Genomic DNA, 23,068 nt, shown 5'->3' with positions numbered 1-23,068 from the left:
CCAAAAGTAACCAAAAGGTCTTCGCCCCACCACTCGGTGCCTCGCTTAGGCTCGGCATGCCCGCACTCCGGCTTGAATCCGTGGGCCGCCGCGATGGGCCATCCTTGGCCCAGCGCGGCTAACCCGGCGTCCTGCCGGGTTACCCACGGATTCAAGCCTGCGTGCGGCCATCGTGGTTAACGGGCGCCTGAGATCAAGATCAAAATCTAAAGCACGGCGGCCTGGTAGCCGACCTGAGTGGTTGAATCAAAGGCGCTGTTTTTTCCAGAGCAGATTGCGTTCTCCCAGACAAAATGCATATCAACTGTGGGAGCTGGCTTGCCTGCGATGCAGGCACCTCGGTACATCAGGCAAACCGAGTAGATGCCGTCGCAGGCAAGCCAGCTCCCACAAAAGCCAGATTCCACGCTGTGCCACTTTTTGGCTGGAACAGATCCCTGCTACGCCTTCAAAGTCCGGGTCATTCGTAAAGCCAGAACACTCCCTGCAACAATCACCGCTGCCAGCAAGTACAACGCGATATCCGTTGACCCTGTGGCGTCCTTCACGAACCCGACAATATACGGGCTCAGGAACCCCGCCATTTGGCCCATGGAGTTGATCAGTGCCAACCCACCGGCCGCGGCGCCTGCGCTGAGCATGGCGGTGGGCACTGGCCAGAACATCGGCAAGCCGGTCAGCGCGCCCATGGTGGCTATGGTCAGCCCAAGGATCGCAATCGCTGGCGTAGTAGCAAAATTCACCGCAATCACCAAGCCAATGGCGCCCATCAGCATCGGCACCACCAGGTGCCAGCGACGTTCTTTGTGCAGGTCCGCCGAGCGGCCTACCAGCAGCATGAATACCGCCGCCAGCAGGTAAGGGATTGCACTGAGCCAGCCGATCACCAGGTTATCGCTGAACCCGAGGTTTTTGATGATCGATGGCAGCCAGAAGTTGATCGCGTACACACCGCTCTGGATACAGAAGTAGATCAGGCCAAACGCCCAGATCGCCGGGTTTTTGAATACTTCGGCGAGGGAGTCGGTGTTGGTTTTCGGTTTGTTGGCCAGGTCGGTCGCCTGGTCAGCTTCCAGCACCGCGCGCTCGTGGGGTTTGAGCCACTTGGCGTGGGCAAAGCTGTCGCTGAGCAGGAAGTAGGCGAGGGCGCCGAGGATCACGGTCGGGATGCCTTGCAGCAGGAACATCCACTGCCAGCCCGCGAGGCCGTGTTGGCCGGCGGCGAAGTGGTTGAGGATCCAGCCGGAAAACGGGCTGCCGAGCAAACCGGATACCGGGATCGCCGACATGAACAACGCCATGATTCGCCCACGGCGGAAGGTCGGGAACCACTGCGAGAGGTACAGCACCACGCCCGGGAAGAAGCCGGCTTCGGCGGCGCCGGTCAGCAGGCGCAAGCCGTAGAAATGCGTCGGCGTGGTCACAAACAACAGGCAGGTGGACAAAGTGCCCCACACGATCATCATCAGCGCAATCCAGCGCCGTGGGCCGAATTTGGTCAGTGCCAGGTTGCTCGGCACGCCGCACAGCACGTAGCCGATGAAGAAAATCCCGGCACCGAGGCCGTAGACGGTTTCACTGAATTTCAAGGCATCGAGCATCTGCAACTTGGCAAAGCCAACGTTTACCCGGTCGAGGTAGTTGAACAGGTAGCAGATGAAGATGAAGGGGATCAGGCGCAGGGTAATGCGCTTGTAGATGGCGTTTTTATCGTCATCGGTGGCCAGTGTGGCAGCGGCGCTCTGGGACATGGGAGTCTCTCTTTATTATGATTTTTTGCGATGCGAGGGTAACGTCTATCGCCAGATGAGTCTCGGCCACCATGCGGGGCGCTGTCTTTGTGCTTGCGCACAGTGAAGCAACAATTGCGCTGTGCCGATGAACAACCCATGCGTTTAAGGAAGTTAGCCCCATGTTCGAGCTGGATCATGACCTGGCGCAGGATATTGTCGATCGCACCATGGCCATCCTGCCCTATAACGTCAACGTCATGGACAGTCAGGGGCTGATCCTTGGCAGTGGCGAGCCCGAGCGCATCAACACCCGCCACGAGGGTGCGCAATTGGTGCTGGCCAACGGGCGCGTGGTGGAAATCGACGGTCAGACCGCCAAGCACCTCAAGGGTGTGCAGCCTGGCATCAACCTGCCGCTGATGCACGACCAGCGCCTGATCGGCGTGCTGGGCATTACTGGCGAACCCGAGCTGTTGCGCACTTATGCCGAACTGGTGCGCATGACCGCCGAAATGCTCGTCAGCCACCGCCATCAGCAAGCCGAGCAGCAATGGCGGCGCCAGCGTTGCGACGACCTCCTGGCCCTGTTGCTGGCCGAGAGCGGCGACTCACCCCGCTTGGTCGATGAAGCACAGCAGTTGGGCCTCAAGCCACAACTGGCGCGCACGCCGTATCTGTTTGAATTGGGCGTGGGCCAGTCGGCGGATGCGTTAAGCGCCTGGCTCACCAGTCGTTACCCGGACAGCTGGTGCGTGAGCTCCGCGCAGTTTTCCCTGCTGTGGTGCAGGCCCGCGGCGGTGCAGGTGGACAATCCCCGGTTGCTGGAGAAACTTCAGGGCCTGGGCTGGAACATCCTGCGCGTGGCTGTCGGTGGGCAAGCCGATGGCCTGGCCGGGTTGCGCCGTTGTTACCGCCGCGTGGGTGACTTGCTGGCTTACGGTCGCGATATCCTCCCGCAGTCGCGGCTGCTGACCCTCAACCGATACCGCCTGCCCGTGATGCTGTGGCGCCATCGCAACGACGACGCCCTCGATGAATTGCTCAACCCGCTGCGCAAAGTGCTGGTCAAGGACACCAACGGCCAACTGCTCGCGACCCTGCGCAGTTGGTGTGAACACGACGGCCAAAGCCAGGCGTGCGCCGATGCGCTGGGTATTCACCGCAACAGCCTGCGTTACCGCATGGAGCGCATCGCCGAACTCAGCGGCGTCGACCCGCTGACCCTGGACGGCATGCTCGCGCTCTACCTCGGCGTACAGCTGTTGCCCCAGGCGTTGTCGGAATGAACAACAAACCTCACGCGTACTTGTGCATCGGACCGGCGTCATTCCCCGAGCCAACTGGCAGCATGGGCCTTATAAAAAACGGAGAACGCCCATGAAAATCATCATCGCCCCCGACTCGTTCAAGGACAGCCTGAGTGCCGAAGGCGTCGCCCAGGCCATTGCCGAAGGCCTGGCCCAGGTGTGGCCGGATGCCGAGCTGATCCAGTGCCCGATGGCGGATGGCGGTGAAGGCACGGTGGATGCGGTGCTTGCGGCCTGCAACGGCGAACTGCGTCGCCAAACCGTTCAAGGGCCATTGGGCGGCACGGTTGACGCGCGCTGGGGCTGGTTGGCCGACAGCCGCACCGCCATTATCGAAATGGCCGAAGCCAGCGGCCTGCAGCTGGTGCCGCCGGGCGATCGCGATGCGTGCTCCAGCACAACCTTTGGCACCGGCGAGTTGATTCGCGCCGCACTGGACCTGGGCGCCGAGCGCGTGATCCTGGCGATTGGCGGCAGCGCGACCAACGACGGTGGCGCCGGCGCCATGCAGGCCCTGGGCGTGCAACTGTTCGACAGCCAAGACCAGCCCTTGCCACCGGGCGGCCTGGCCTTGGCCCGTCTGGCGCGTATCAGCCTGGACACGCTCGACCCGCGTCTGGCGTGCGTGCGGGTTGAAATCGCGGCCGACGTGAACAACCCGCTCTGCGGGCCGCACGGCGCATCCGCCATTTTCGGCCCGCAAAAAGGTGCCAATCCCGAGCAAGTGCAACAGCTGGACGCAGCCCTCGGCCACTTCGCCGACCGCTGCGCCAAGGTGCTCCCCAAGGATGTACGCGACGAGCCCGGCAGCGGCGCCGCCGGTGGCTTGGGTTTTGCCGCCAAGGCTTTTCTGGGCGCGCAGTTCCGCGCCGGGGTGGAGGTGGTCGCCGAGCTGGTCGGCCTGGAGGCAGCCATCCGTGGCGCCGACCTGGTCATCACCGGCGAAGGCCGTTTTGACGCCCAAACCCTGCGCGGCAAAACGCCCTTCGGTGTGGCGCGAATCGCTCAACAACAGGCCGTACCCGTCATTGTGATTGCGGGCACATTAGGCGATGGCTACGAGCAGATGTACGCCCATGGTGTGGACGCCGCGTTTGCCTTGCCCGCTGGCCCGACAACACTTGAGCAGGCCTGCGCCGAGGCACCGCGTCTGCTGCGTGAGCGCGCGGCAGATATTGCGCGGGTATGGCGAGTGGCGACGTTGCGCCGCCAGTAGAGCCGCCTCTACACTGGTCGGCCAGCTGCTTTTCAAAGGATGAAGCACCATGCACACACCTGAAACGCCTATCGTGATCCAGCGCTTTACCGAGGCCCACCTGGAAGGCGTGGCTGCGCTCTACAACGAACCCGCCGTGTGCCGTCAGGTGCTGCAAATGCCTTTTCAGTCAGTGGAAATGTGGCGCAACCGCCTGGTGATGGACAACGAACGGCGCCTGCAACTCGTGGCGCTGCACGGCGGTGAGGTGATCGGCCAGTTGGGCCTGGAACAGTACCTGCGCGTGCGCCAGAGCCATGTCGGTTCGTTCGGCATGGGCGTTTTACCCGCCTGGCAGGGCAAGGGTGTCGGGTCACGCTTGCTGACGGCCGCGCTGGAGGTGGCCGACAACTGGATGAACCTGCACCGCGTCGAACTCACTGTGTACGCCGACAACGAAGCCGCGCAACAGCTGTACCGCAAATTCGGCTTCGAGATTGAAGGCCGGCTGCGCGATTACGCCGTGCGTGACGGCCAGTATGTCGACACCCTGAGCATGGCGCGCCTGCGCAAATCCGCCTAGTCCGCCAAGGCAAACGCCACCGCAGCGCGCGCATGCAGCTCGGTGGTGTCCAGCAACGGCAACGGGCTGTGTTCCGGCTTTATCAGCAAGCTGATCTCCGTACAACCCAGAATAATCGCCTGGGCGCCTTGCGCCGCGAGCGACTCAATCACGCGCTGATAGACCTGGCGCGACGCCGCGCTGATCACGCCCACACACAACTCCTCGTAGATAATCCGGTGCACAGCCTGGCGCTCGTCCGCGTCGGGTATCAGCACGGTCAAGCCCTGGGCCGCCAGACGCGATTTGAGAAAGTCCTGTTCCATGGTAAATGCCGTGCCGAGCAGGCCGACCGTCAGCGTTCCGGCTTCCACCGCCGCCAACGCGGCCGCATCAGCAATATGCAGAAACGGAATCGACACCGCCGCCTCGATACGCGGCGCCACCAAATGCATGGTGTTGGTACACAGCACCACGCACTCGGCGCCGCCGGCTTGCAGGCGGCGCGCGGCATCTTCGAGGATCAGCGCGGTGTCATCCCAACGCCCTTCGTGCTGGGCCTGTTCCACCGGGCCGAAGTCCACGCTGTACATCAACAGCTGCGCCGAGCGCAGCGGGCCGAGCTGATCGCGCACGCACTGGTTGATGATGCGGTAATACTCGGCGCTGGACTCCCAGCTCATGCCGCCGATTAGGCCGATGGTGCGCAAGCGTTGCTCCGGACAAGGAATGTAGTTTCACCTTACCCATCGGCCGTCGATTAGTCATACGCAGTTGCCCGCCAAATGAGCGGTGCAGTTGGCGGATCGGTGTTAATCCCACAGTGAACCGCTGCATCTGCCATGATCAAGGCTCGCAAACTGACTCACCCAAAGGATTCCTGCAATGGACGATGTACAGCAACTGGGCGAGATGCTTCGTCATTACGCCGACAGCGAAGCGCATAAAAAACAGCAGTTCGAGGTGCAATCAGCGCGCTGGGCGCAAAAGCTTGGCGAGTTGTTCGGGCAGATTGAACAGTGGCTGGAGCCGGTCAAGAGCGCAGGTTTGCTCGAAGTGCACCGCGAAGCCTACGTCGCTAGCAACGCCAGCGTCCCCTCGGAGACGTCGACGTTCAAAACCGAAAAACTCATCGTGCAGATCACCGGCAAGAGCGTCGAGTTCGTGCCGGAGGTGATGGGCGTGGGCGGCTTTATTTCCGTGTCGGTGATAGGCCTGACGGCTGCGCGCCATGGCAGCGTTTCACTGGTACTGCCGGCGGATAAAAACGACTGGCTGTGGAAAAAGACCAACGGCCTGAAAGACCCGGACACCTTCACCTTTAACGCCAACTTCCTGGCGTCGCAGCTGCAAAGCCTGATCCCCCGCGAGCGCGGCTGAGCGTCGCTTGAAATAACGGCGAGTTTCCGAGAGTTGGCTATACCTACAGTTCAGTGGTTTCGACGGTTATCGCCAAGGAGTTCAATGATGAAATCAGGCCTGATGATAAGCACGCTGTGGGTTGCTTCACTTGCAATGGCAGGCTGTGCCAGCAACGTGACCCAACCGGACGAATACTCCGGTTTCCTCTCGGATTACAGCCAGCTCAAGCAAGCCAAGTCACCTTCGGGCGCCGAGGTCATGCGCTGGGTCGATCCTGACCTCAAGCTTTCCAGCTATAACGCGGTGTTCGTCGAGCCGACGCAGTTCTACCCCAAACCCCAGGCGACGTCGAAAATACCGGCGAGCACGCTCAACGGCATCAACACCTATTACAACCAGGCGCTCAAGCGCGAGCTGGTCAAGTCATTACCGCTGGCCAACGCCCCGGGGCCGGGTGTGATCGTGGTGCGTGCGGCGATCACCGCCGTCGGCAGCAAGACCGAAAGCCTCAAGCCCTACGAATACGTGCCCGTGGCTCTGGTCGCGGCGGCGGTGAGTACCGGCGCCGGCATTCGTGATCAGGAGACGATGCTGGGTACCGAAGCGCAGTTTCTCGACGGCGCCACTGGCAAGGTGATCGCGCAAGTGGTGCGCAAAGGCACCGGCAAGCCGCTGTCCAACGAGTCCCAAGTGATGAAGGCCGATGACGTAAAGGGCGTGATGGATGGCTGGGCATCAGACCTGCACCAGTCGTATATCAAACTCAAAGGCAAATAAACGGTTATTAACCCTCAGCCTGAAGGGCCGGGGTGTGCGCCCGCTTCTGCAAGCGGGCGCGCGATATTACTTGAGCGGTGTCAACGGTGGCAGCTTCCATTGACCGTTGATGGCCTCAGGCTTGGGCAGGTAAATACGCAGCACGGCATAAAACGGACGGGGCGGAGCGGGCAACCAGTTGCTCTGTTCGGCTTTAGGTGGCTCGTGGTGCTGCAACGCCAGGGTCAAACCGCCGTCGGCGTCCAGCTTGAGGTCTGGCAGCATCCGCGAATTGATCAGGTAACGTTTCTTGAGGTTGGGTACCAGCTGCTTGGTTTTGGCGTCGTACATGGTCAGCGACCAGAACGCCTCGGCAGGCGGCAGTTGGCCCTTGTCGAAATGCACGGTGTAGCTGTGGCGGGCACCGTTGGCCGGCTTGCCTTCGCTGTCGACGTAGTAGCTCAGGTACAGCGCTTCATCGGTGGAATTGCCGAAAATCCCCAGGTCGGCACCGGCGTAGCGGTACAGGTAGTTGTTTTTCAGGCGATCACGGCTGCCGAACAGCTCACCACTGGACACTTGCTGGGTGTCGATCTTGTCTTTCTTGAACGCGGCAAACTCGGCGCGGGCGTCGGCGATGCCGTCTTCCAGGGCCTTGCGTTGTTCAGCCGTCAGCTCCTTGACCTTGAACGGCGCGCCAGGGGCGATGCCAATCTTGGCGAAGCGCGCCAGCACGTCTTTTTCGCTGTCCTGGGGCGCGGCAAACGCCAGCATGAAGTTCAGGTAGCGAAACAGTTGCGGGCCTTCGGTCATGGTAGCCATGGGCTTGGGCCATTCGATCTTTGGCACTTTGGCCGGCGCCGGTTGCTTCACGTAGCTGCTCAAGGGCTGCACTTTGTAGCCATTCTGGATTTGCTTGACCTTGGTCAGGTCCTTTTCGTCGAACAACTGCGTGCGGTAGAGGGCGTAGGCGATATTGCTTTCGCTGTAGACCACACGGTCGACGTCAACCGGCTGCTGACCTTTCCAGTCCGGGCCGGCGATCATGTAGTGGCCGCCATTATTGCCGGTGCTGCGGGTGCCGAGGTAGGCGAAGTTCTGCGTGTAGAGGTCGATCAACTGCACCGAGTAGTAACGGTTGTCTTCGATTTTGGGCAGGGTCAACACCAGCGGCTCTTTGCGCAGGTCCATCCAGACGAAGGAGTAGGGCGTGTCGGAGTTGGGGGTGACGAACGCGGTGTCCTTGGGCGTGAACACTTGGGCGGTGTTGCCAATGTGGTTGAATGGCGCCTTGAAGTTGGCACCGCCTTTGTCAACGGCCTGGGTGTAGAGCGTCTTGTACATCGCCACGACCGGGTAGCCGTACAGGTAGGCTTCCTTGGCGATGGCGCGGGCTTCGGCGGGGGTCGCCGTGAAGTCGGCCCAGGCGCCGGTACTCATGAGTATCGAGAGGCTCGCCAACAGCAGGCGCGTCGGTTTTCCAATCATGTTGTTGCGTCCTTCCAGGGGTCGTTTTAACGGGCGTGGGGATCAAAGCGCTGAGTTTCCAGCTTTATTGGCCGAACGTCACGTTAATCCCTGCAAACAACCTGAACTGAGGCACACCCGAACGACGTTACTGCCAATTTCTCACGACAATACACACCGACTTTGAAGCCATCCGTTAAATCGAGACTTGCGAGCAGCCTGCACCCGTCAACCGGTTCGCGCGGAAACCGTCGCGGTTTTCAGGCGGTAGGCAGCATGGATTTGACCTTGTCACGCAGTTGGTCAATGGAGAAGGGTTTGGCGATCATTTGCATGCCTTCCGGCATTTCGACGCTTTCGGCGTAGCCGCTGGCGAACAGAATCGGCAGGGCGGGGCGCAGCTCGCGCACTTTGGTTGCCAATTGTTTGCCGTCCATGTCCGGCAGGCCGACGTCGGTCATCATCAGGTCGATCACCTGGTCTTCTTTTTTAACCATTTCCAGGGCCGATTCGGCATCTGCCGCTTCAACCACTGTGAACTCCAGCTCTTCGAGTACATCGACGATCAGCATGCGCACGATGGCATCGTCTTCGACTACAAGGATGGTGGAGTTGGACGCGGACATAAGAAGGCTCTCGATATAAGGAAAGGACTGGCCTTTAACGGTTGAAAGGCCACTCTCTAATGAGTCGCGCCAATCACGGCAAGTTCCGTTGGTTGGCGCATTGTGAGGGCAAAGGCGGGAAATGTCCCGTGGAGGGTAGGGCGTTGGCTGTTGCCCGTCGCCGCTATGGATAATCAGCGGCTTACGGGCGTTGGCCGAGTTACAACTCGGTCATGAACAAGTCGGTGACGGCACCGGGTGCTGCCTTAACCGAATTGTTCAACTCCACTTCGTCAAACACCGAAATTTTGTATTCCGGCGCGGCGGGGTTGTTGCCGTAATGATTCAGCAGGCTTTTGGTTCGGCCCGACTTCAGGGCTTTCTCCAGGGAAGCACTCATTGCCGCCTCGGTGCTGAACGTCGCTTTACCGAAGTTGGGGTCAAAATAGAACCACTCTTTTTTACCGCCATTAATAACGACGCCAGCGGTAATACCGTGGCCCGGACCATTGATCAGCAGCGTTTTTGAAATTCTGGCACTTGCCAGTTCCGAGATGATGGTGGTGTAAGGAACCTGCCTTTCTTGCATACCGTGATGGAATCTCTTCCCGAGTATTTCCTGGTAGCTGTCTAACTGATCGTGGAACTTGGCAACGCTGGTTGCGCGACGTTGCTCGATAACGGCCTTGGCCGGGTCGATTTTACGCAGCTCGGCAATCTCTGCAGGGCTGAGCGTCGGGGTCAGGGAGGTATGCAGGTTAGACAAAAATGTTTGCTGTTTTCCATGTTTGGTCGCAGCAGCCATTACGTTGGACAGCGCCGCGCATTCACCTTCTGAAAGCAGCGCAACCTGGCTCAGATAAAAGCCTTGCGGACACGATTCTATTTTGACGCCCACACGCCCAAGGTCGGTTGTGAATGCTTGATAGTTTTCCAGGCTTATCCAAATTCTTCGGGTTTCGAGATATTTGATCAAACGACCCACTTCTTCGGGTGTACGCCCACGAACGACTGCCAATTCTGCCAGTTGATAATTGGTGAGTGTTTCCGAGAAGCCGGCGATCTCGTCGGGCTTCCCCTTGGCATATCCTCTTCGGAAGCCTTCGGGATCGACAATTTTCGCGGTTTGCCGTGTGGTGTTGAGTCGAGCGGGTAGAGCGTCAAGCTCATCGATACGACGTACAAGGGCACCCAGCTCCTGCGGTGTACGACGCTCTGCCACCGCCAGACGCTTCAAATCATCGGGTTTAAGCGCGCTGGAGTAGCCATAAATCTGCTCCGGCTTCCCGCTGTTGCTGCCGCGTATATAGGCGGCTTTATCGGTAGCTTTCGCTGTCTTTACCGCCTCGATGAAATCGCTGCGAAAGTTCGGGTTTACCGCCGGAGGTGCCAGCACGGAACCGATCATCTTGCCAAGCCAGGTATCAGTGAAGGTTCGGATCTCACCTTCAAGCGCAACGACCCTGGGGGTGAAGCCCTTGAGAGGAGGGCCATACGGGCGATTGCCAATGGGGTCGAAGCCATACCATTGTCCTTCACGAAACACCGCACCGGTTTCCAGGGTTTGCTCTGCCAGCGTGTAAGTGCCCGTCGCCGTGACACCATTACTTTTGCTGGCGGCCTTGAGCAGGTCATAACTGCCGGTCGCACCCTTTAGTTTGTTGACGATTTCGCTGCCTTTGCTCAGGAGATAACCAGCGCCTTTGCTCAGTAACTTGCCGCCTGCAGCGGCCACATCGCCCAAGCCGCTTACGGGGTTGAGTACGCCGATGGTGGCGGCGCCAATTACTTTGGCAGTCTTTAGTGCCTTGGCTCCGGTAGAGAGTGAACTGCTGCCTATCTTGACCAGTTTTCCTGCCGTTGCAGCGCCAGCGGTGAGGAACCCGAACACATCCAGCGAAAGATCGAATACCCCTTCGCCGTAGTTGCCTTTTTGAAAATTGACGATGGCTGACCGCAGCGGAATCAGGTTCAGCAGGAAATCACTCAGTGGCTTGGGCCCACCGTTCAGCTCGTCCAGTGTCGTCTGCCCTCGGGCCTGTTCTTTAATGTCCGGGTCATCGAGCTCCAGGTGCGCAATAAAAACGTCGGCAACGTCAGCGGATCGACTGCTGCTGAAGCTGTTTATAGGGGATTCGCTCGAAGGGGATTCACGTTCGAGATTGGGTGAACTGCCCGCAGGCTCGAACTTTACGGTCTGGTCTACCCACGCCGCCTGGCGAGCTTCCTGCTGTTTAGCCCGCTGAACGTTGACCGGTTTAATCGTGCCAGTGTTGAAATTGATTTCGTAGGCGTACGTCTTGCCCTCTCGCTCAATGTTGGCCAAAAGCTGCGGTTGTTTCGGACCGGGTGTTGAGCCCCAGAAGCCTGCGCCCAATTGGTAGGAGCTTTCCTGGAAGAAACTTATTTTTCCATGTTCAAAGTTTTTTCGATCCTCCAGTGGAAGCTGCGATATCAAGTGCCTGACTGTTGTGTTAACAGCGGCTTTTTTATCCTCGATCGCGCTTGCGAACTGCTGGTCGAATGCCTGGGTTACGCCAAATGTGCGGTTGCTGTTCAATTCTGCCAACGGAATGCGTGAGTCACTCGACGTAAACGGCCTCGAATTCGGCAAGTCCATCATGGCGATGTCCAGCAGCGAATGCAGCCCGCTCAGGCCGACTTGCTCAGGCTCCCCACCATACTGATCAGTACCCAGCAGTTTTTCTTCGAACAGCGCTCCCAGGTCGCCAAATCGCTCCTTGAGTTTTTCCAGGGCGATCTCTTTTCGGGTCGGTATGGCCTTGTCCATGGCCTGCGACGCGGACAGCCGATCGTTCAGTTGCTGATTGAAGGCGGTTCTGATGGTGTCGAGTTGCTCACCGGTGTAGGCGTCATCTGTGCTTTTTTGAACGACGCCATTGGCTACGGCCCAGTCCACCAACGCGTTTCTTTGCGCAGTTGCAACGGCGTCCGATTGACCTTCGGTGGTCGTTGAATAACTCATGACCTGGGCGAAGGTCATGTTGGCGACCGCACCTGGGCGCTGCGCTTCGACCGTCGCGGCAGCAATTGACAGGTTGACCCAGGCCTGGCTGCCGACTGTGATGCTTTCGGGCATGTCTTTGATCAGAAACTGCGGTGCAGTGCGGGCCAGGAGCAGGTAACTCACCAGTCTGGAAAGGGCAGGGCTGCAGCGCTTTTCGGTGATCAGGTAATTGCCGAGCTTTGCCGCGATCTGGTGGGGAGGCAGGCCCCAGTTATCGGGATGTGACAGATCAAAGTTGGCAATTTTGTTGCGTTCGGGTGCGGTCCAGGACTCCGGATCGGTCTTGTAGTGAAGCAGAGCAAGTACATAGTCATACGCGCTGGTGTCGGTGGATACACCGCCCATGTGGCGTTGCAGCGCTTGCCCCAGCGCCAGGGTCCGAGGATTTTCAAGGATTTTTTGCAGCGCCTGGGCGGGGTTTTGCAGGTCGCTTGCCGGGATCGAACGGCTATCGAGCAAGTAACCTTTCTGGCCCTTGGTCCCGCTCTCGTCGGAGGCCAGAAATGCCTGCATTTTCACCAGGTCCGCGTGCGATAACGGAACCGGCCAGGAAAGCCCACCGCCGAAATTTCCCAATGGATGCTGGTCGGCTTTTTGCTCCAGCGCATGGGCGAGGGTTTTGACCTCCTCGTCGGTGCTCGGCAATTTATAACCGAGGTCGGCGATAACGGTCGCTATATTCGGGAAGGTGACTCCCGACAAGGCATACGTCGAATCCGGGTGTGCGTACACGCGGGTTTTGGTCAGCCAGGTTGAGAAGTTGCTATCAACCCAACCCACAATGCCCTGTAGCCGCAAAGCCACATCCTTAATGGTGTGCTTATCGGCCAGCAGTTTTTGCAAAGGGGTAACGGTTGGCGCCTGAACCGTTGACGCAGGGCTCTGGGAGAGGGCGGTTGCAGCCGGATGGGTGGCGCCTTGCGTGATCGCAGGGTCCGCAGCGCTTGCGTGCTGGGGGGTGTTTATTGTGTGCCGTGCAACGGTGGTCATGCTCATTGGGCTTACCTGAATGGGTCAAAAATGACGCCCTCCAAAAGATCTTCCGTGTTCATGAGGCGCGTTTTTGAGTGAACGAACGCGTCACCGTCGTTCCCTGGCCGTGTAGGGCAATTGTTTTGAACTGTGTAAATGAGCTGACGAAACCGGCCCGAATCCGCGCGAGATCCACGCGTGCTCTGTAGGTTTTTGCAGAAATTCGACGCTGAAACATAGCCCTGGCCCCTTGTCTTCGGGCAAACTCCCCCTTTTTCCGCACCTGGCCAAGGCATGCCCATGACTCCCGCGTCGTCTGTCGATGAAAAGAGCTTCCGTAAACTCCTGACCCGAAACGTGGCCCTGCCATTAAGCGTCGGCGTGCTTAGCGCGGTGTTCTTTGTCGTATTGATCACCTACCTGTTGTCAGTGATTCAGTGGGTGGAGCACACCGACCGCGTCATCAATAACCTCAATGAGTCATCCAAGCTGACGGTGGACCTGGAAACCGGCATGCGCGGCTTCCTGATCACCGGCGACGAGCATTTCCTCGACCCCTATGAAGTGGCCAAGCCGCGGATCATTGCCGACTTGCGCAATTTGCAGGAGCTGGTGGCAGATAACCCCCAGCAAGTGGACCGCCTCAAGCGCCTGGAAGCCCTGCAGACCGAATGGAACAAGTACGCCCAGTCGATGATTGACATGCAGCGTGAATCCGGCGATTACCGCAGCGCGGTCAAGGCCGGGCGCGGCAAGCGCCTGACGGATGAAATTCGCAAGGAATACGATGACGCGGTGGCGATGGAGCAGCAGTTCCGGATTACCCGGAATGAGGAAGTCACCAAGACCACGGTATTCAGCGTCACCCTGTACCTGGCGTTCGTGCTCGGTTTGAGCGGCTTCCTCGCTTACTCGGGTCGTAGAAATCTTGTTTCACTGGCAGACAGTTACAGCGCAAACCTCGCGTCGCAACGCAAGATAGCCATGCGCCTGGAACAGCAAGCCTGGCTGCGTAACGGCCAGACAGAACTGGCCGAACAAGTGCTGGGGCAACTGACCTTGAAGTTGCTGGGTCGCAATATTTTGCAGTTCTTCGCCCAATACATGGGGTCGGCAGTGGCGGCGCTGTACGTGCGTGAAGAGCACGGCGGTTTGAAGCGCATTGCAACCTATGGCTTCTCACGGGAACAGGAGCAAAAGGAACAGTCGATCTACAGCGACGAAGGCATCGTTGGGCAGGCCGCCCAGCTCGATCGCCTGATTCGCCTGGACGATGTGCCGGTGGATTACTTCAAGGTCAGCTCTGGCCTGGGCGATGGTTCGACGCGCAGTGTGTTGGTCATGCCCACCAGCGACGACGGGCGCGTGAATGGCGTGATCGAGCTGGGCTTTTTGCGCCCTCTGCAAGAGCGTGACGTGGAGCTGCTGGAGCTGATCGCCGGCAATATCGGCACCTCCATCGAAGCCGCGCGTTATCGCCAGCGCTTGCAAGAAGTACTGGCCGAGACCCAGCAGCTCAACGAAGAGCTGCAAGTGCAGCAGGAAGAACTCAAGACCGCCAACGAAGAGCTCGAAGAACAGTCGCGCATCCTTAAGGAATCCCAGGCCCATCTGGAAACCCAACAGGCAGAACTTGAGCAAACCAACGAGCAGCTCGCCGAACAGACCGAGACCCTGGCCGCGCAACGCGACGCCATGGACCGCAAGAACGTCGAGCTGAACAGGGTTCAACTTGAGCTGGAAGATCGCGCTGACGAGCTGCAGCGCTCCAGCAAGTACAAATCCGAATTCCTCGCCAACATGTCCCATGAGTTGCGCACGCCGCTCAACAGCTCGCTGATCCTGGCCAAGTTACTCGCCGAAAACCCCCAGGAAAACCTCAGCGCCGAGCAGGTCAAGTTTGCCGAGTCGATCTATTCGGCGGGCAATGACTTGCTCAACCTGATCAACGATATTCTGGACATTTCCAAGGTCGAAGCCGGCAAGCTGGAGATGCGCCCGGAAAACTCCAGCGTCGCGCGCCTGGTCGACGGCCTGCGTGGCATGTTCGAGCCACTGGCGGCCGATCGCAAGCTGGGCTTTCAGGTCCAGGTGCAGAGCGATGCGCCGATCATGCTGTTTACCGACCGCCAGCGCCTGGAACAGATTCTCAAGAACCTGCTGTCCAACGCGATCAAGTTCACCGAACAGGGCGAAGTGAGCCTGTCGGTGGCGTGCGCCTCGGGGGAGGGCATTGCCTTCACCGTGCGCGACTCCGGCATCGGCATTGCGCCGGACCAGCAGGAAAGCATCTTCGAAGCCTTCCGCCAGGCCGATGGCACCACCAACCGCCGCTACGGCGGCACCGGCTTGGGCCTGTCGATTTCCCGCGACCTGGCCGCCTTGCTCGGCGGTTACATCAGCGTGACCAGCGAGCCGGGCAAGGGCAGCGTATTTACCCTGGTGATCCCGGAGCACTACGTGGAGCGCGTGGAAGACGCGGCGCCCATCGAGCAACCGCGTCAGGTGGTTGTCGCACCGGCACCCAAGCCGATCGTGGTGTCGCCGCTGCCGGTGGCCGACGCCAAACACATCCCTCGTTTTGCCGACGACCGTGACAAGGCGCCGTTCACCAACCGTTGCATTCTGGTGGTGGAGGACGAGCCGAACTTCGCGCGAATCCTGTTCGACCTGGCCCATGAGTTGGGCTACCACTGCCTGGTGGCCCATGGCGCCGACGAGGGCTACAGCCTGGCCGAAGAATACATTCCCGACGCGATCCTGCTGGACATGCGCCTGCCCGACCATTCCGGCCTGACCGTGCTGCAACGCCTCAAGGAACACGCCAACACCCGCCACATTCCCGTGCATGTGATTTCCGTGGAAGACCGCGTAGAAGCCGCCATGCACATGGGCGCCATCGGTTATGCGGTAAAACCCACCACCCGCGAAGAGCTCAAGGACGTGTTTGCGCGCCTGGAAGCCAAGCTGACCCAAAAGGTCAAGCGCGTGCTGCTGGTGGAAGACGATGACCTGCAACGCGACAGCATTGCCCGCCTGATCGGCGACGATGACATCGAGATCACCGACGTCGGCTACGCCCAGGCGGCGCTCGACCTGCTGCGCACTAACGTTTATGACTGCATGATCATCGACCTCAAGCTGCCGGACATGCTCGGTAACGAGCTGCTCAAGCGCATGGCCACCGAGGATATCTGCTCGTTCCCGCCGGTGATCGTCTACACCGGGCGCAACCTGACCCGCGACGAAGAGGCCGAGCTGCGCAAGTATTCGCGCTCGATCATCATCAAGGGTGCGCGCTCGCCGGAGCGCCTGCTGGACGAGGTCACACTCTTTCTGCACAAAGTCGAATCCCAGCTGTCCCATGACCGCCAGAAGATGCTCAAGACTGCACGCAGCCGCGACAAGGTCTTCGAGGGGCGCAAAATCCTGCTGGTGGACGACGATGTGCGCAACATCTTCGCCCTGACCAGCGCCCTGGAACACAAAGGCGCGGTGGTGGTGATCGGGCGTAATGGCCGTGAAGCCATCGACAAACTCAATGAAGTCGACGATATCGATCTGGTGCTGATGGACGTGATGATGCCGGAAATGGACGGTTACGAGGCCACCACCTTGATCCGCCAGGACCCGCGCTGGAAAAAGCTGCCGATTATCGCGGTCACGGCCAAAGCCATGAAGGACGACCAGGAACGCTGCCTCGCGGCGGGCTCCAACGATTACCTGGCCAAGCCGATCGACCTGGATCGCTTGTTCTCGCTGATTCGCGTATGGCTGCCAAAGATGGAACGCATTTAAGTGGAGCAAAGTTTTTTGGACAAAAGTAGCGACATCGAGCTGCGCCTGTTGATCGAGGCGATTTACCTCAAATACAGCTACGACTTTCGCGACTACTCCGGTGCGTCGGTCAAGCGGCGCGTGGCTCACGCGCTGCGTCAGTTCGACTGCGCGACCATTTCGGCGCTGCAGGATCGGGTGCTGCACGACCCGGCCGCATTTATGCAGTTGCTGCAATTCCTGACGATTCCGGTGAGCGAGATGTTTCGCGACCCCTCGCACTTTCTGGCGATCCGCCGGGAAGTGGTGCCGCTGCTCAAAACCTACCCGTCGATCAAGATCTGGATCGCCGGTTGCAGCACGGGGGAGGAGGTGTACTCCATGGCCATCCTGCTGCGCGAAGAGGGTTTGCTGGACCGCACGATCATCTACGCGACGGACATCAACCCGACCTCACTGGATAAAGCCAAGCAGGGCATCTTTTCCCTGGAAAATGTGCGCGCCTACACGGCCAATTATCAGCAGGCGGGCGGGCAACGTTCATTTGCCGACTACTACACCGCAGCTTACGATTACGCGATCTTCGACAAGACGCTGCGTGAAAACGTGACGTTCGCCGATCACAGCCTGGCGACGGATAGTGTATTCTCAGAAACTCAATTAATTTCATGCCGTAACGTACTGATTTACTTCAATAAAAAATTGCAGGATCGTGCGTTTGGGTTGTTTCATGAGTCGCTGTGTCACCGCGGCTTCCTGGTGCTGGGCAGCAGAGAAACCCTGGACTTTTCCGCCTACAGCAAACAATTCGAACCCTTGGTCAAACAGGAACGGATCTACCGCAAATCATGAACGACGCGCCCGCCACCCCCATTCTGGGGATTGAAGCCATCGTTGTCGGCGCATCTGCCGGCGGCGTAGAAGCGTTGCTGACTATTTTTGGTGACCTGCCTGCGGATTTCGCCTTGCCGGTCATTGCGGTACTGCACCTGCCGGATGAGCGTCGCAGCCAGCTGGCTGAAGTGTTTGCGCGGCGCCTGCGCGTTCCGGTGAAGGAAGCGCGGGATAAGGAAGTGATCGAAGCGGGCACGCTGTACTTCGCCGGGCCGGGTTATCACCTGTCGGTGGAACAGGATCGCAGCTTGTCCCTGAGCCAGGAAGACCGTGTGCACCATTCGCGTCCCGCCATCGATTACCTGTTTGCCTCCGCCGCCGACGCCTATGGCCGGGGCTTGCTCGCGATCCTGTTGACCGGCGCCAATCAGGACGGGGCGAACGGGTTGGCCCATGTCAAACAATCGGGCGGCATCACCGTGGTTCAGGACCCCAAGGAAGCACGCATCGCTGTGATGCCCCTGGCGGCCCTGGCCCTGCACACACCTGATCATATTCTCACTCTGAGCCACATTGGTTCATTGCTGGCTTCCCTGGAAAATTCCCCATGCTAAGTACTGTCCAGGCCAAACTGCTGATCGTCGACGATCTGCCGGAAAACCTGCTGGCCCTTGAAGCGCTGATCAAGCGCGAAGATCGACAGGTCTACAAGGCCTTGAGCGCCGACGAGGCGCTGTCGCTGTTGCTGGAACATGAGTTCGCCATGGCGATTCTCGACGTGCAGATGCCCGGCATGAACGGTTTCGAGCTGGCTGAGCTGATGCGCGGCACCGAAAAAACCAAAAACATCCCGATTGTGTTTGTCAGCGCCGCCGGCCGCGAACTCAACTACGCGTTCAAGGGCTACGAAAGCGGCGCCGTGGACTTCCTGCACAAGCCGCTGGATATCCATGCGGTGAAGAGCAAGGTCAATGTATTCGTCGACCTGTACCGCCAGAGCAAGGCGATGAAGCTGCAACTCGAAGCCCTGGAGCGCAGCCGCCGCGAGCAGGAACTGCTGCTGACGCGCCTGCAGTCCACTCAGGCGGAGCTTGAGCAGGCGGTGCGCATGCGTGATGACTTTATGTCGATCGTCGCCCACGAGGTGCGTACGCCCCTTAACGGCCTGATCCTGGAGACCCAGCTGCGCAAAATGCACCTGGCCCGCGACAACGCCGCTGCGTTTACGCTGGACAAGATGCACGCGATGGTCGACCGCGATGAACGCCAGATTCAAAGCCTGATCCGCCTGATCGAAGACATGCTCGACGTGTCACGCATTCGCACCGGCAAGCTGTCGATTCGCCCTGCGCGCTGTGACCTGACGCAGTTGGTGCGCAACCTGGTAGAGAACTTCGCCCCGCAAGTAGCGGCGGCCAATTGCTCCATGCAGTTAATCGCCGAAGAGGCCGTAGTGGGCCATTGGGACGAATTCCGCATTGAGCAAGTGATCACCAACCTGCTGACCAACGCCCTTCGCTACGGCGCCAAGAGCCCGGTGAGCGTGCGCGTCTACACCGAGCATGGCGAGGCGCGGGTTGAAGTGCGTGACCGTGGCATCGGTATCAGCGCAGAAAACCAGAAGCGTATTTTTCAGCAGTTCGAACGCGTGTCCGCCAGCCATGTGTCGGCAGGCCTGGGGCTTGGGTTGTTCATCTCCGAACAGATCGTGGCGGCCCATGGCGGCACCATCGAAGTCGAGAGCCAGATAGGCGAGGGCGCCTTGTTCCGGGTGTGCCTGCCGCTTGAGGCACGGGCATGAAATCAATCGTCAGCCCGACGCAACCTCTGCGTGACCCCATGGTCGTAACTGCAGCAATTGACCGGACAAAGGCTTCCCATGAGTGAAGATGCGCAAGACGTTGTACTGATCGTCGAGGACGACGAATCGATTATGTTTGTGTTGGGTGAATACCTGGCCGGGCTGGGCTATCGGGTCTTGAAGGCGATCGATGGGGAGCAGGCGTTCGAAATTCTCGCGACCAAGCCGCACCTGGACCTGATGGTCACCGACTACCGCCTGCCGGGCGGGATTTCCGGGGTGCAGATCGCTGAGCCGGCGATGAAGCTGCGACCGGAATTGAAAGTCATCTTTATCAGCGGTTACCCGCAGGAAATTCTCGACTGCAACAGCCCGATCACGCGCAACGCGCCGATCCTGGCCAAGCCGTTTGACCTGGACACGCTGCAAGAGCATATCCAGCGCCTGTTGGCCTGAAGCGCCGAAGGGCTGCGAGGCAGCCCTAATCCCTGATCATTTCCCGAACTTTTTCCGTCAACAGGTCGAACGTGAATGGCTTGGTGATCAGTTGCATGCCAGGGTCGAGGAAACCACCGCGAACCGCCGCGTGCTCGGCGTAGCCGGTGATGAACAGCACCTTGAGGCCAGGGCGTATCTGCCGACCGATCTCCGCCAGTTGCCGACCGTTCATGCCCGGCAGGCCCACGTCGCTGATCATCAGGTCAATGCGCTGATCGGACTCGATGATCGGCACGGCCGCATTGGCGTCGCCTGCTTCAACGTACGCGTAACCCAATTCCTTCAACACCGCGCTGACCAACACCCTGACCGCCGGATCGTCCTCGACGATCAGGATGGTTTCGCCCGCATTGGCAAAGGGCAGCATCGCAGGGTTGGCGGACTCTTCTATGAGCACGTCGCCCACAAAACGCGGCAAAAACAGGCTGACCGTTGTGCCTTCGTCGACTTTGCTGTGAATCGTCACATGCCCACGGGATTGCCGGGCGAAGCCGTAGATCATCGACAAGCCAAGGCCCGTGCCCTGACCAATCGGCTTGGTGGTGAAAAACGGATCGAACACGCGATCAATCACGTTCGCAGGAATCCCGCAGCCGTTGTCGCTGATGCTCAGCTCTACATAATCGCCGGGAGGCAGCGTGCCGTAGGCCGCTGTGAACACGCTGTCCAGATGCCGATTGGAGGTTTCTACCACCAACTTGCCACCGCTGGGCATCGCGTCACGGGCATTGAGCACTAGGTTGAGCAGGGCACTTTCGAGCTGATTGGGGTCGGCTTCGGCGGTCCAGAGCTGCTCTGAAAGGCGCATTTCCAGGACGATGCTTTCATTGATGCTGCGCTGCAGCAATTCATTCATCGAGCTGACTAACCGGTTGATCTCCACAGGCTTTGAGTCCAACGACTGACGGCGGGAAAACGCCAGCAAGCGATGGGTCAGGCCAGCAGCGCGGTTTGCCGAGGTGACGCCCAAGTCGATCAAGCCGTCGAGATCGTCCAGGCGACCACGCGCCACGCGCCTGCGCAGCAACTCCAGGCTACCGATGATGCCGGTGAGCATATTGTTGAAGTCGTGGGCGATGCCGCCGGTGAGTTGGCCAACCGCTTCCATTTTTTGCGACTGGCGCAACGCCTCTTCATTGGCACGCAGTTGCGCTGTGCGTTCTTCTACCTGTTGCTCCAGCGTCTCAAGCGTGCGCTGCAGGCGCAGTTCGCTCTCACTCAAGTCAATCAGACGGTCGCGCGCCTCATACTGGCGTCGGCGACCGCGCACGGCGGTACTCACAAGACTGATCAAGGTGCTCGGGTGGAAAGGCCGTTCCAGGAAGGTGACATTGCCCAGCAAGCCGCTGAGCCTGGATGAGCCGGTTTGCTCTTTGCCACCGTGGTGGGTCATCAACACGATGGGCATGTCGGACCAGGCCGGTTGCTCACGCAGCCACTCCAGCAGCGGGTCAAGCTCGACACCGCGCAGCGCTTCAACTGCAATGATCAGCATACCGGCGCCTTGTTCCAGCGCCTCACACAGCAGTGGCAGGTTACCCGTAACGATCCCGCCGTAACCTGCCTCTTTGAGCATCATTAATGCGAGGGCACCATCTCGGCCCATGGGGGCAAGAATAATGGCTCGCTCGGACGTAGGGAACAGCACATTCACTCCCCGTGTTCCTTAAGCAGTGGGGCACCGGCACCCATGTAAGTCGGAACGCCGCGCAACACGCCCTGGAACCCTTCCAGCGGCTCGCCGATGACCATACCGCCGGTGCCGATGACGTATTCACGAATGGTTGACTCGTGGGTGCCCGTGCGTTTTTTAATCACGGAAATAGCACGACGTACCTTGCCGAGCGCTTCGAAGTAGCGCAACAGCACCACGGTATCCGCCAGGTAGGTCAGGTCGACGGGTGCTGCCATGTCGCCGACCAACCCGTGCTGGGCAACGGTCATAAACGTCGCAGCGCCACGCCGGTTCAAATACAGCAGCAATTCGTGCATGTGCAGGATCAGCGAGTTTTCTTCCGGCATGGCCGCCTGGAAGCCGTTGACGCTGTCGATCACCACGGTTTTGATGCCCTGTTCGTCCACTGCGCGGCGCACCCGATGAGAGAACTCGCCAGGGGACAATTCAGCGGCGTCGACTTGCTCGATATACAGGTTTCCGGTCGCCTGCATCGCATTGAGATCAATGTTCAACTGGCGCATGCGCTCAAACAGCAGGCCCAGCTCTTCATCGAAGATAAACAGTGCGGCTTTCTCGCCACGCGCAACGGCTGCAGCGGCAAAGAGGATCGAAATCAGCGATTTACCGGTGCCCGCAGGGCCGAGAATCAACGTACTGGAGCCGGTTTCGATACCGCCGCCCAGCAACGCGTCCAGCTCATGGATACCGCTGGGCAGCGTTTCACGCACATAACCGGCGCGATGCTCTGCTGCGACCAGGCGTGGGAAGACGTGGATACCATCGGTTGCAATGGTGAAATCGTGAAAACCGCCACGGTATTTTTGCCCGCGGTATTTGACCACGCGTACGCGACGTCGCTCGGCACCGTAGACCGGCGTCAACTCTTCGAGGCGGATGACCCCGTGAGCGACACTGTGGACGGTTTTGTCGAGGGCTTCGGTCGTCAGGTCGTCGAGCAGAAGCACAGTGGCGTCGTAGCGCACGAAGTAATGCTTGATCGCCAGGATTTGCCGGCGGTAGCGCAGCGAACTTTGGGCCAGCAGGCGAATTTCGGAGAGGCTGTCGAGCACCACACGAGTGGGCTTGACGCGCTCCACGACTTCAAAGATCTGCCGCGTCGCTTCGCCCAGCTCAAGGTCGGACGAATACAGCAGGCTTTGCTGGTGTTCAGCGTTGAGGATGCTCTCAGGCGGCGTCAGCTCAAAGATGTGAATGTTGTCATCCAGGTCCCAACCGTGGGATTTGGCACCCTGGCGCAGTTCGCGCTCGGTTTCCGACAGGGTGATGTAGAGAGAACGCTCGCCGCGCTTGGCGCCGTCCTGAAGAAAGTGCAGGGCGACGGTGGTTTTGCCGGTACCGGGCTCACCTTCAAGCAGGAACAAATGGCTGCGAGACAGTCCGCCAGCAAGAATGTCATCAAGACCGACAATGCCAGTGGCCGCTTTTTCGCTTAATAACGCATTGGATGTAGACAAGAAGTGCCCTCAGGTCAC

The 23,068-nt window shown here is 59.5% G+C and carries 17 protein-coding genes; 10 read left to right on the top strand and 7 right to left on the bottom strand.

Features of this window, described 5'->3' with window-relative positions:
* Positions 1-440: 440 nt before the first annotated feature.
* Positions 441-1,751 (bottom strand): MFS transporter, encoded by a 1,311-nt coding sequence (locus tag ACP7A2_RS00945; RefSeq protein WP_426132707.1) that lies wholly within the window; start codon positions 1,749-1,751, stop codon positions 441-443.
* Positions 1,752-1,912: 161 nt separating this feature from the next.
* On the opposite strand from ACP7A2_RS00945, the gene ACP7A2_RS00940 reads away from it, so the two are divergent.
* From ACP7A2_RS00940 to ACP7A2_RS00930, 3 genes are all read left to right on the top strand, one after another.
* Entirely contained in the window at positions 1,913-3,019 is a 1,107-nt protein-coding gene (locus ACP7A2_RS00940; protein WP_426132706.1) for a sugar diacid recognition domain-containing protein, read from the top strand.
* Positions 3,020-3,110: 91 nt separating this feature from the next.
* Positions 3,111-4,256, top strand: a complete 1,146-nt coding sequence (locus ACP7A2_RS00935; protein ID WP_426132705.1) for a glycerate kinase — start codon at positions 3,111-3,113, stop codon at positions 4,254-4,256.
* Between the two features lie 49 nt (positions 4,257-4,305).
* Entirely contained in the window at positions 4,306-4,818 is a 513-nt protein-coding gene (locus ACP7A2_RS00930; RefSeq protein ID WP_426132704.1) for a GNAT family N-acetyltransferase, read from the top strand.
* Here the strand turns inward: ACP7A2_RS00930 and ACP7A2_RS00925 are convergent.
* Positions 4,815-5,507 (bottom strand): aspartate/glutamate racemase family protein, encoded by a 693-nt coding sequence (locus ACP7A2_RS00925; RefSeq protein WP_426132703.1) that lies wholly within the window; start codon positions 5,505-5,507, stop codon positions 4,815-4,817. The two genes, ACP7A2_RS00930 and ACP7A2_RS00925, sit on opposite strands and share 4 nt — an antisense overlap.
* A 175-nt stretch (positions 5,508-5,682) precedes the next feature.
* Between ACP7A2_RS00925 and ACP7A2_RS00920 the strand changes: the two genes are divergently transcribed.
* Together ACP7A2_RS00920 and ACP7A2_RS00915 are read left to right on the top strand one after the other, a co-directional pair.
* Positions 5,683-6,177, top strand: a complete 495-nt coding sequence (locus tag ACP7A2_RS00920) for a hypothetical protein (protein WP_426132702.1) — start codon at positions 5,683-5,685, stop codon at positions 6,175-6,177.
* Positions 6,178-6,264: 87 nt separating this feature from the next.
* Positions 6,265-6,936, top strand: coding sequence for a DUF3313 domain-containing protein (locus ACP7A2_RS00915; RefSeq protein ID WP_426132701.1), 672 nt, complete (start codon positions 6,265-6,267; stop codon positions 6,934-6,936).
* Positions 6,937-7,002: 66 nt separating this feature from the next.
* Here ACP7A2_RS00915 and ACP7A2_RS00910 read toward each other — a convergent pair whose 3' ends face one another.
* The 3 genes from ACP7A2_RS00910 to ACP7A2_RS00900 form a co-directional block, all read right to left on the bottom strand.
* Positions 7,003-8,403 (bottom strand): DUF1254 domain-containing protein, encoded by a 1,401-nt coding sequence (locus ACP7A2_RS00910; RefSeq protein WP_426132700.1) that lies wholly within the window; start codon positions 8,401-8,403, stop codon positions 7,003-7,005.
* A 239-nt stretch (positions 8,404-8,642) separates the two neighbouring features.
* Positions 8,643-9,008 carry a response regulator gene (locus ACP7A2_RS00905; protein WP_426132699.1) on the bottom strand — a complete coding sequence of 122 codons (366 nt, stop codon included), beginning with the start codon at positions 9,006-9,008 and terminating at the stop codon, positions 8,643-8,645.
* Positions 9,009-9,207: 199 nt separating this feature from the next.
* Entirely contained in the window at positions 9,208-13,011 is a 3,804-nt protein-coding gene (locus ACP7A2_RS00900) for a hypothetical protein (RefSeq protein ID WP_426132698.1), read from the bottom strand.
* A gap of 276 nt (positions 13,012-13,287) precedes the next feature.
* Between ACP7A2_RS00900 and ACP7A2_RS00895 the strand changes: the two genes are divergently transcribed.
* The 5 genes from ACP7A2_RS00895 (at position 13,288) to ACP7A2_RS00875 (ending at position 19,855) form a co-directional block, all read left to right on the top strand.
* Positions 13,288-16,785: a response regulator gene (locus ACP7A2_RS00895; protein ID WP_426132697.1), complete on the top strand. Its 3,498-nt coding sequence runs from the start codon at positions 13,288-13,290 to the stop codon at positions 16,783-16,785.
* Positions 16,786-17,616: a CheR family methyltransferase gene (locus tag ACP7A2_RS00890; protein ID WP_426132696.1), complete on the top strand. Its 831-nt coding sequence runs from the start codon at positions 16,786-16,788 to the stop codon at positions 17,614-17,616.
* Positions 17,613-18,212 carry a chemotaxis protein CheB gene (locus tag ACP7A2_RS00885; protein ID WP_426132695.1) on the top strand — a complete coding sequence of 200 codons (600 nt, stop codon included), beginning with the start codon at positions 17,613-17,615 and terminating at the stop codon, positions 18,210-18,212. The genes ACP7A2_RS00890 and ACP7A2_RS00885 overlap by 4 nt, the downstream gene beginning before the upstream one ends.
* Positions 18,206-19,399 (top strand): hybrid sensor histidine kinase/response regulator, encoded by a 1,194-nt coding sequence (locus ACP7A2_RS00880; RefSeq protein WP_426132694.1) that lies wholly within the window; start codon positions 18,206-18,208, stop codon positions 19,397-19,399. Before ACP7A2_RS00885 ends, ACP7A2_RS00880 begins: the two co-directional genes overlap by 7 nt.
* Before the next feature lie 78 nt (positions 19,400-19,477).
* Positions 19,478-19,855, top strand: a complete 378-nt coding sequence (locus ACP7A2_RS00875) for a response regulator (protein WP_049713300.1) — start codon at positions 19,478-19,480, stop codon at positions 19,853-19,855.
* A 25-nt stretch (positions 19,856-19,880) separates the two neighbouring features.
* On the opposite strand, the gene ACP7A2_RS00870 is transcribed toward ACP7A2_RS00875, so the two are convergent.
* Entirely contained in the window at positions 19,881-21,503 is a 1,623-nt protein-coding gene (locus ACP7A2_RS00870) for an ATP-binding protein (protein ID WP_426132752.1), read from the bottom strand.
* 44 nt (positions 21,504-21,547) lie between these two features.
* Positions 21,548-23,050 carry an ATPase domain-containing protein gene (locus tag ACP7A2_RS00865; RefSeq protein ID WP_426132693.1) on the bottom strand — a complete coding sequence of 501 codons (1,503 nt, stop codon included), beginning with the start codon at positions 23,048-23,050 and terminating at the stop codon, positions 21,548-21,550.
* Positions 23,051-23,068 lie beyond the last annotated feature (18 nt).

The sequence above is a fragment of the Pseudomonas sp. PWP3-1b2 genome (assembly GCF_049896045.1).
Taxonomy (GTDB): domain Bacteria; phylum Pseudomonadota; class Gammaproteobacteria; order Pseudomonadales; family Pseudomonadaceae; genus Aquipseudomonas; species Aquipseudomonas antarctica_B.
This window is presented reverse-complemented; position numbering and strand designations above follow the sequence as displayed.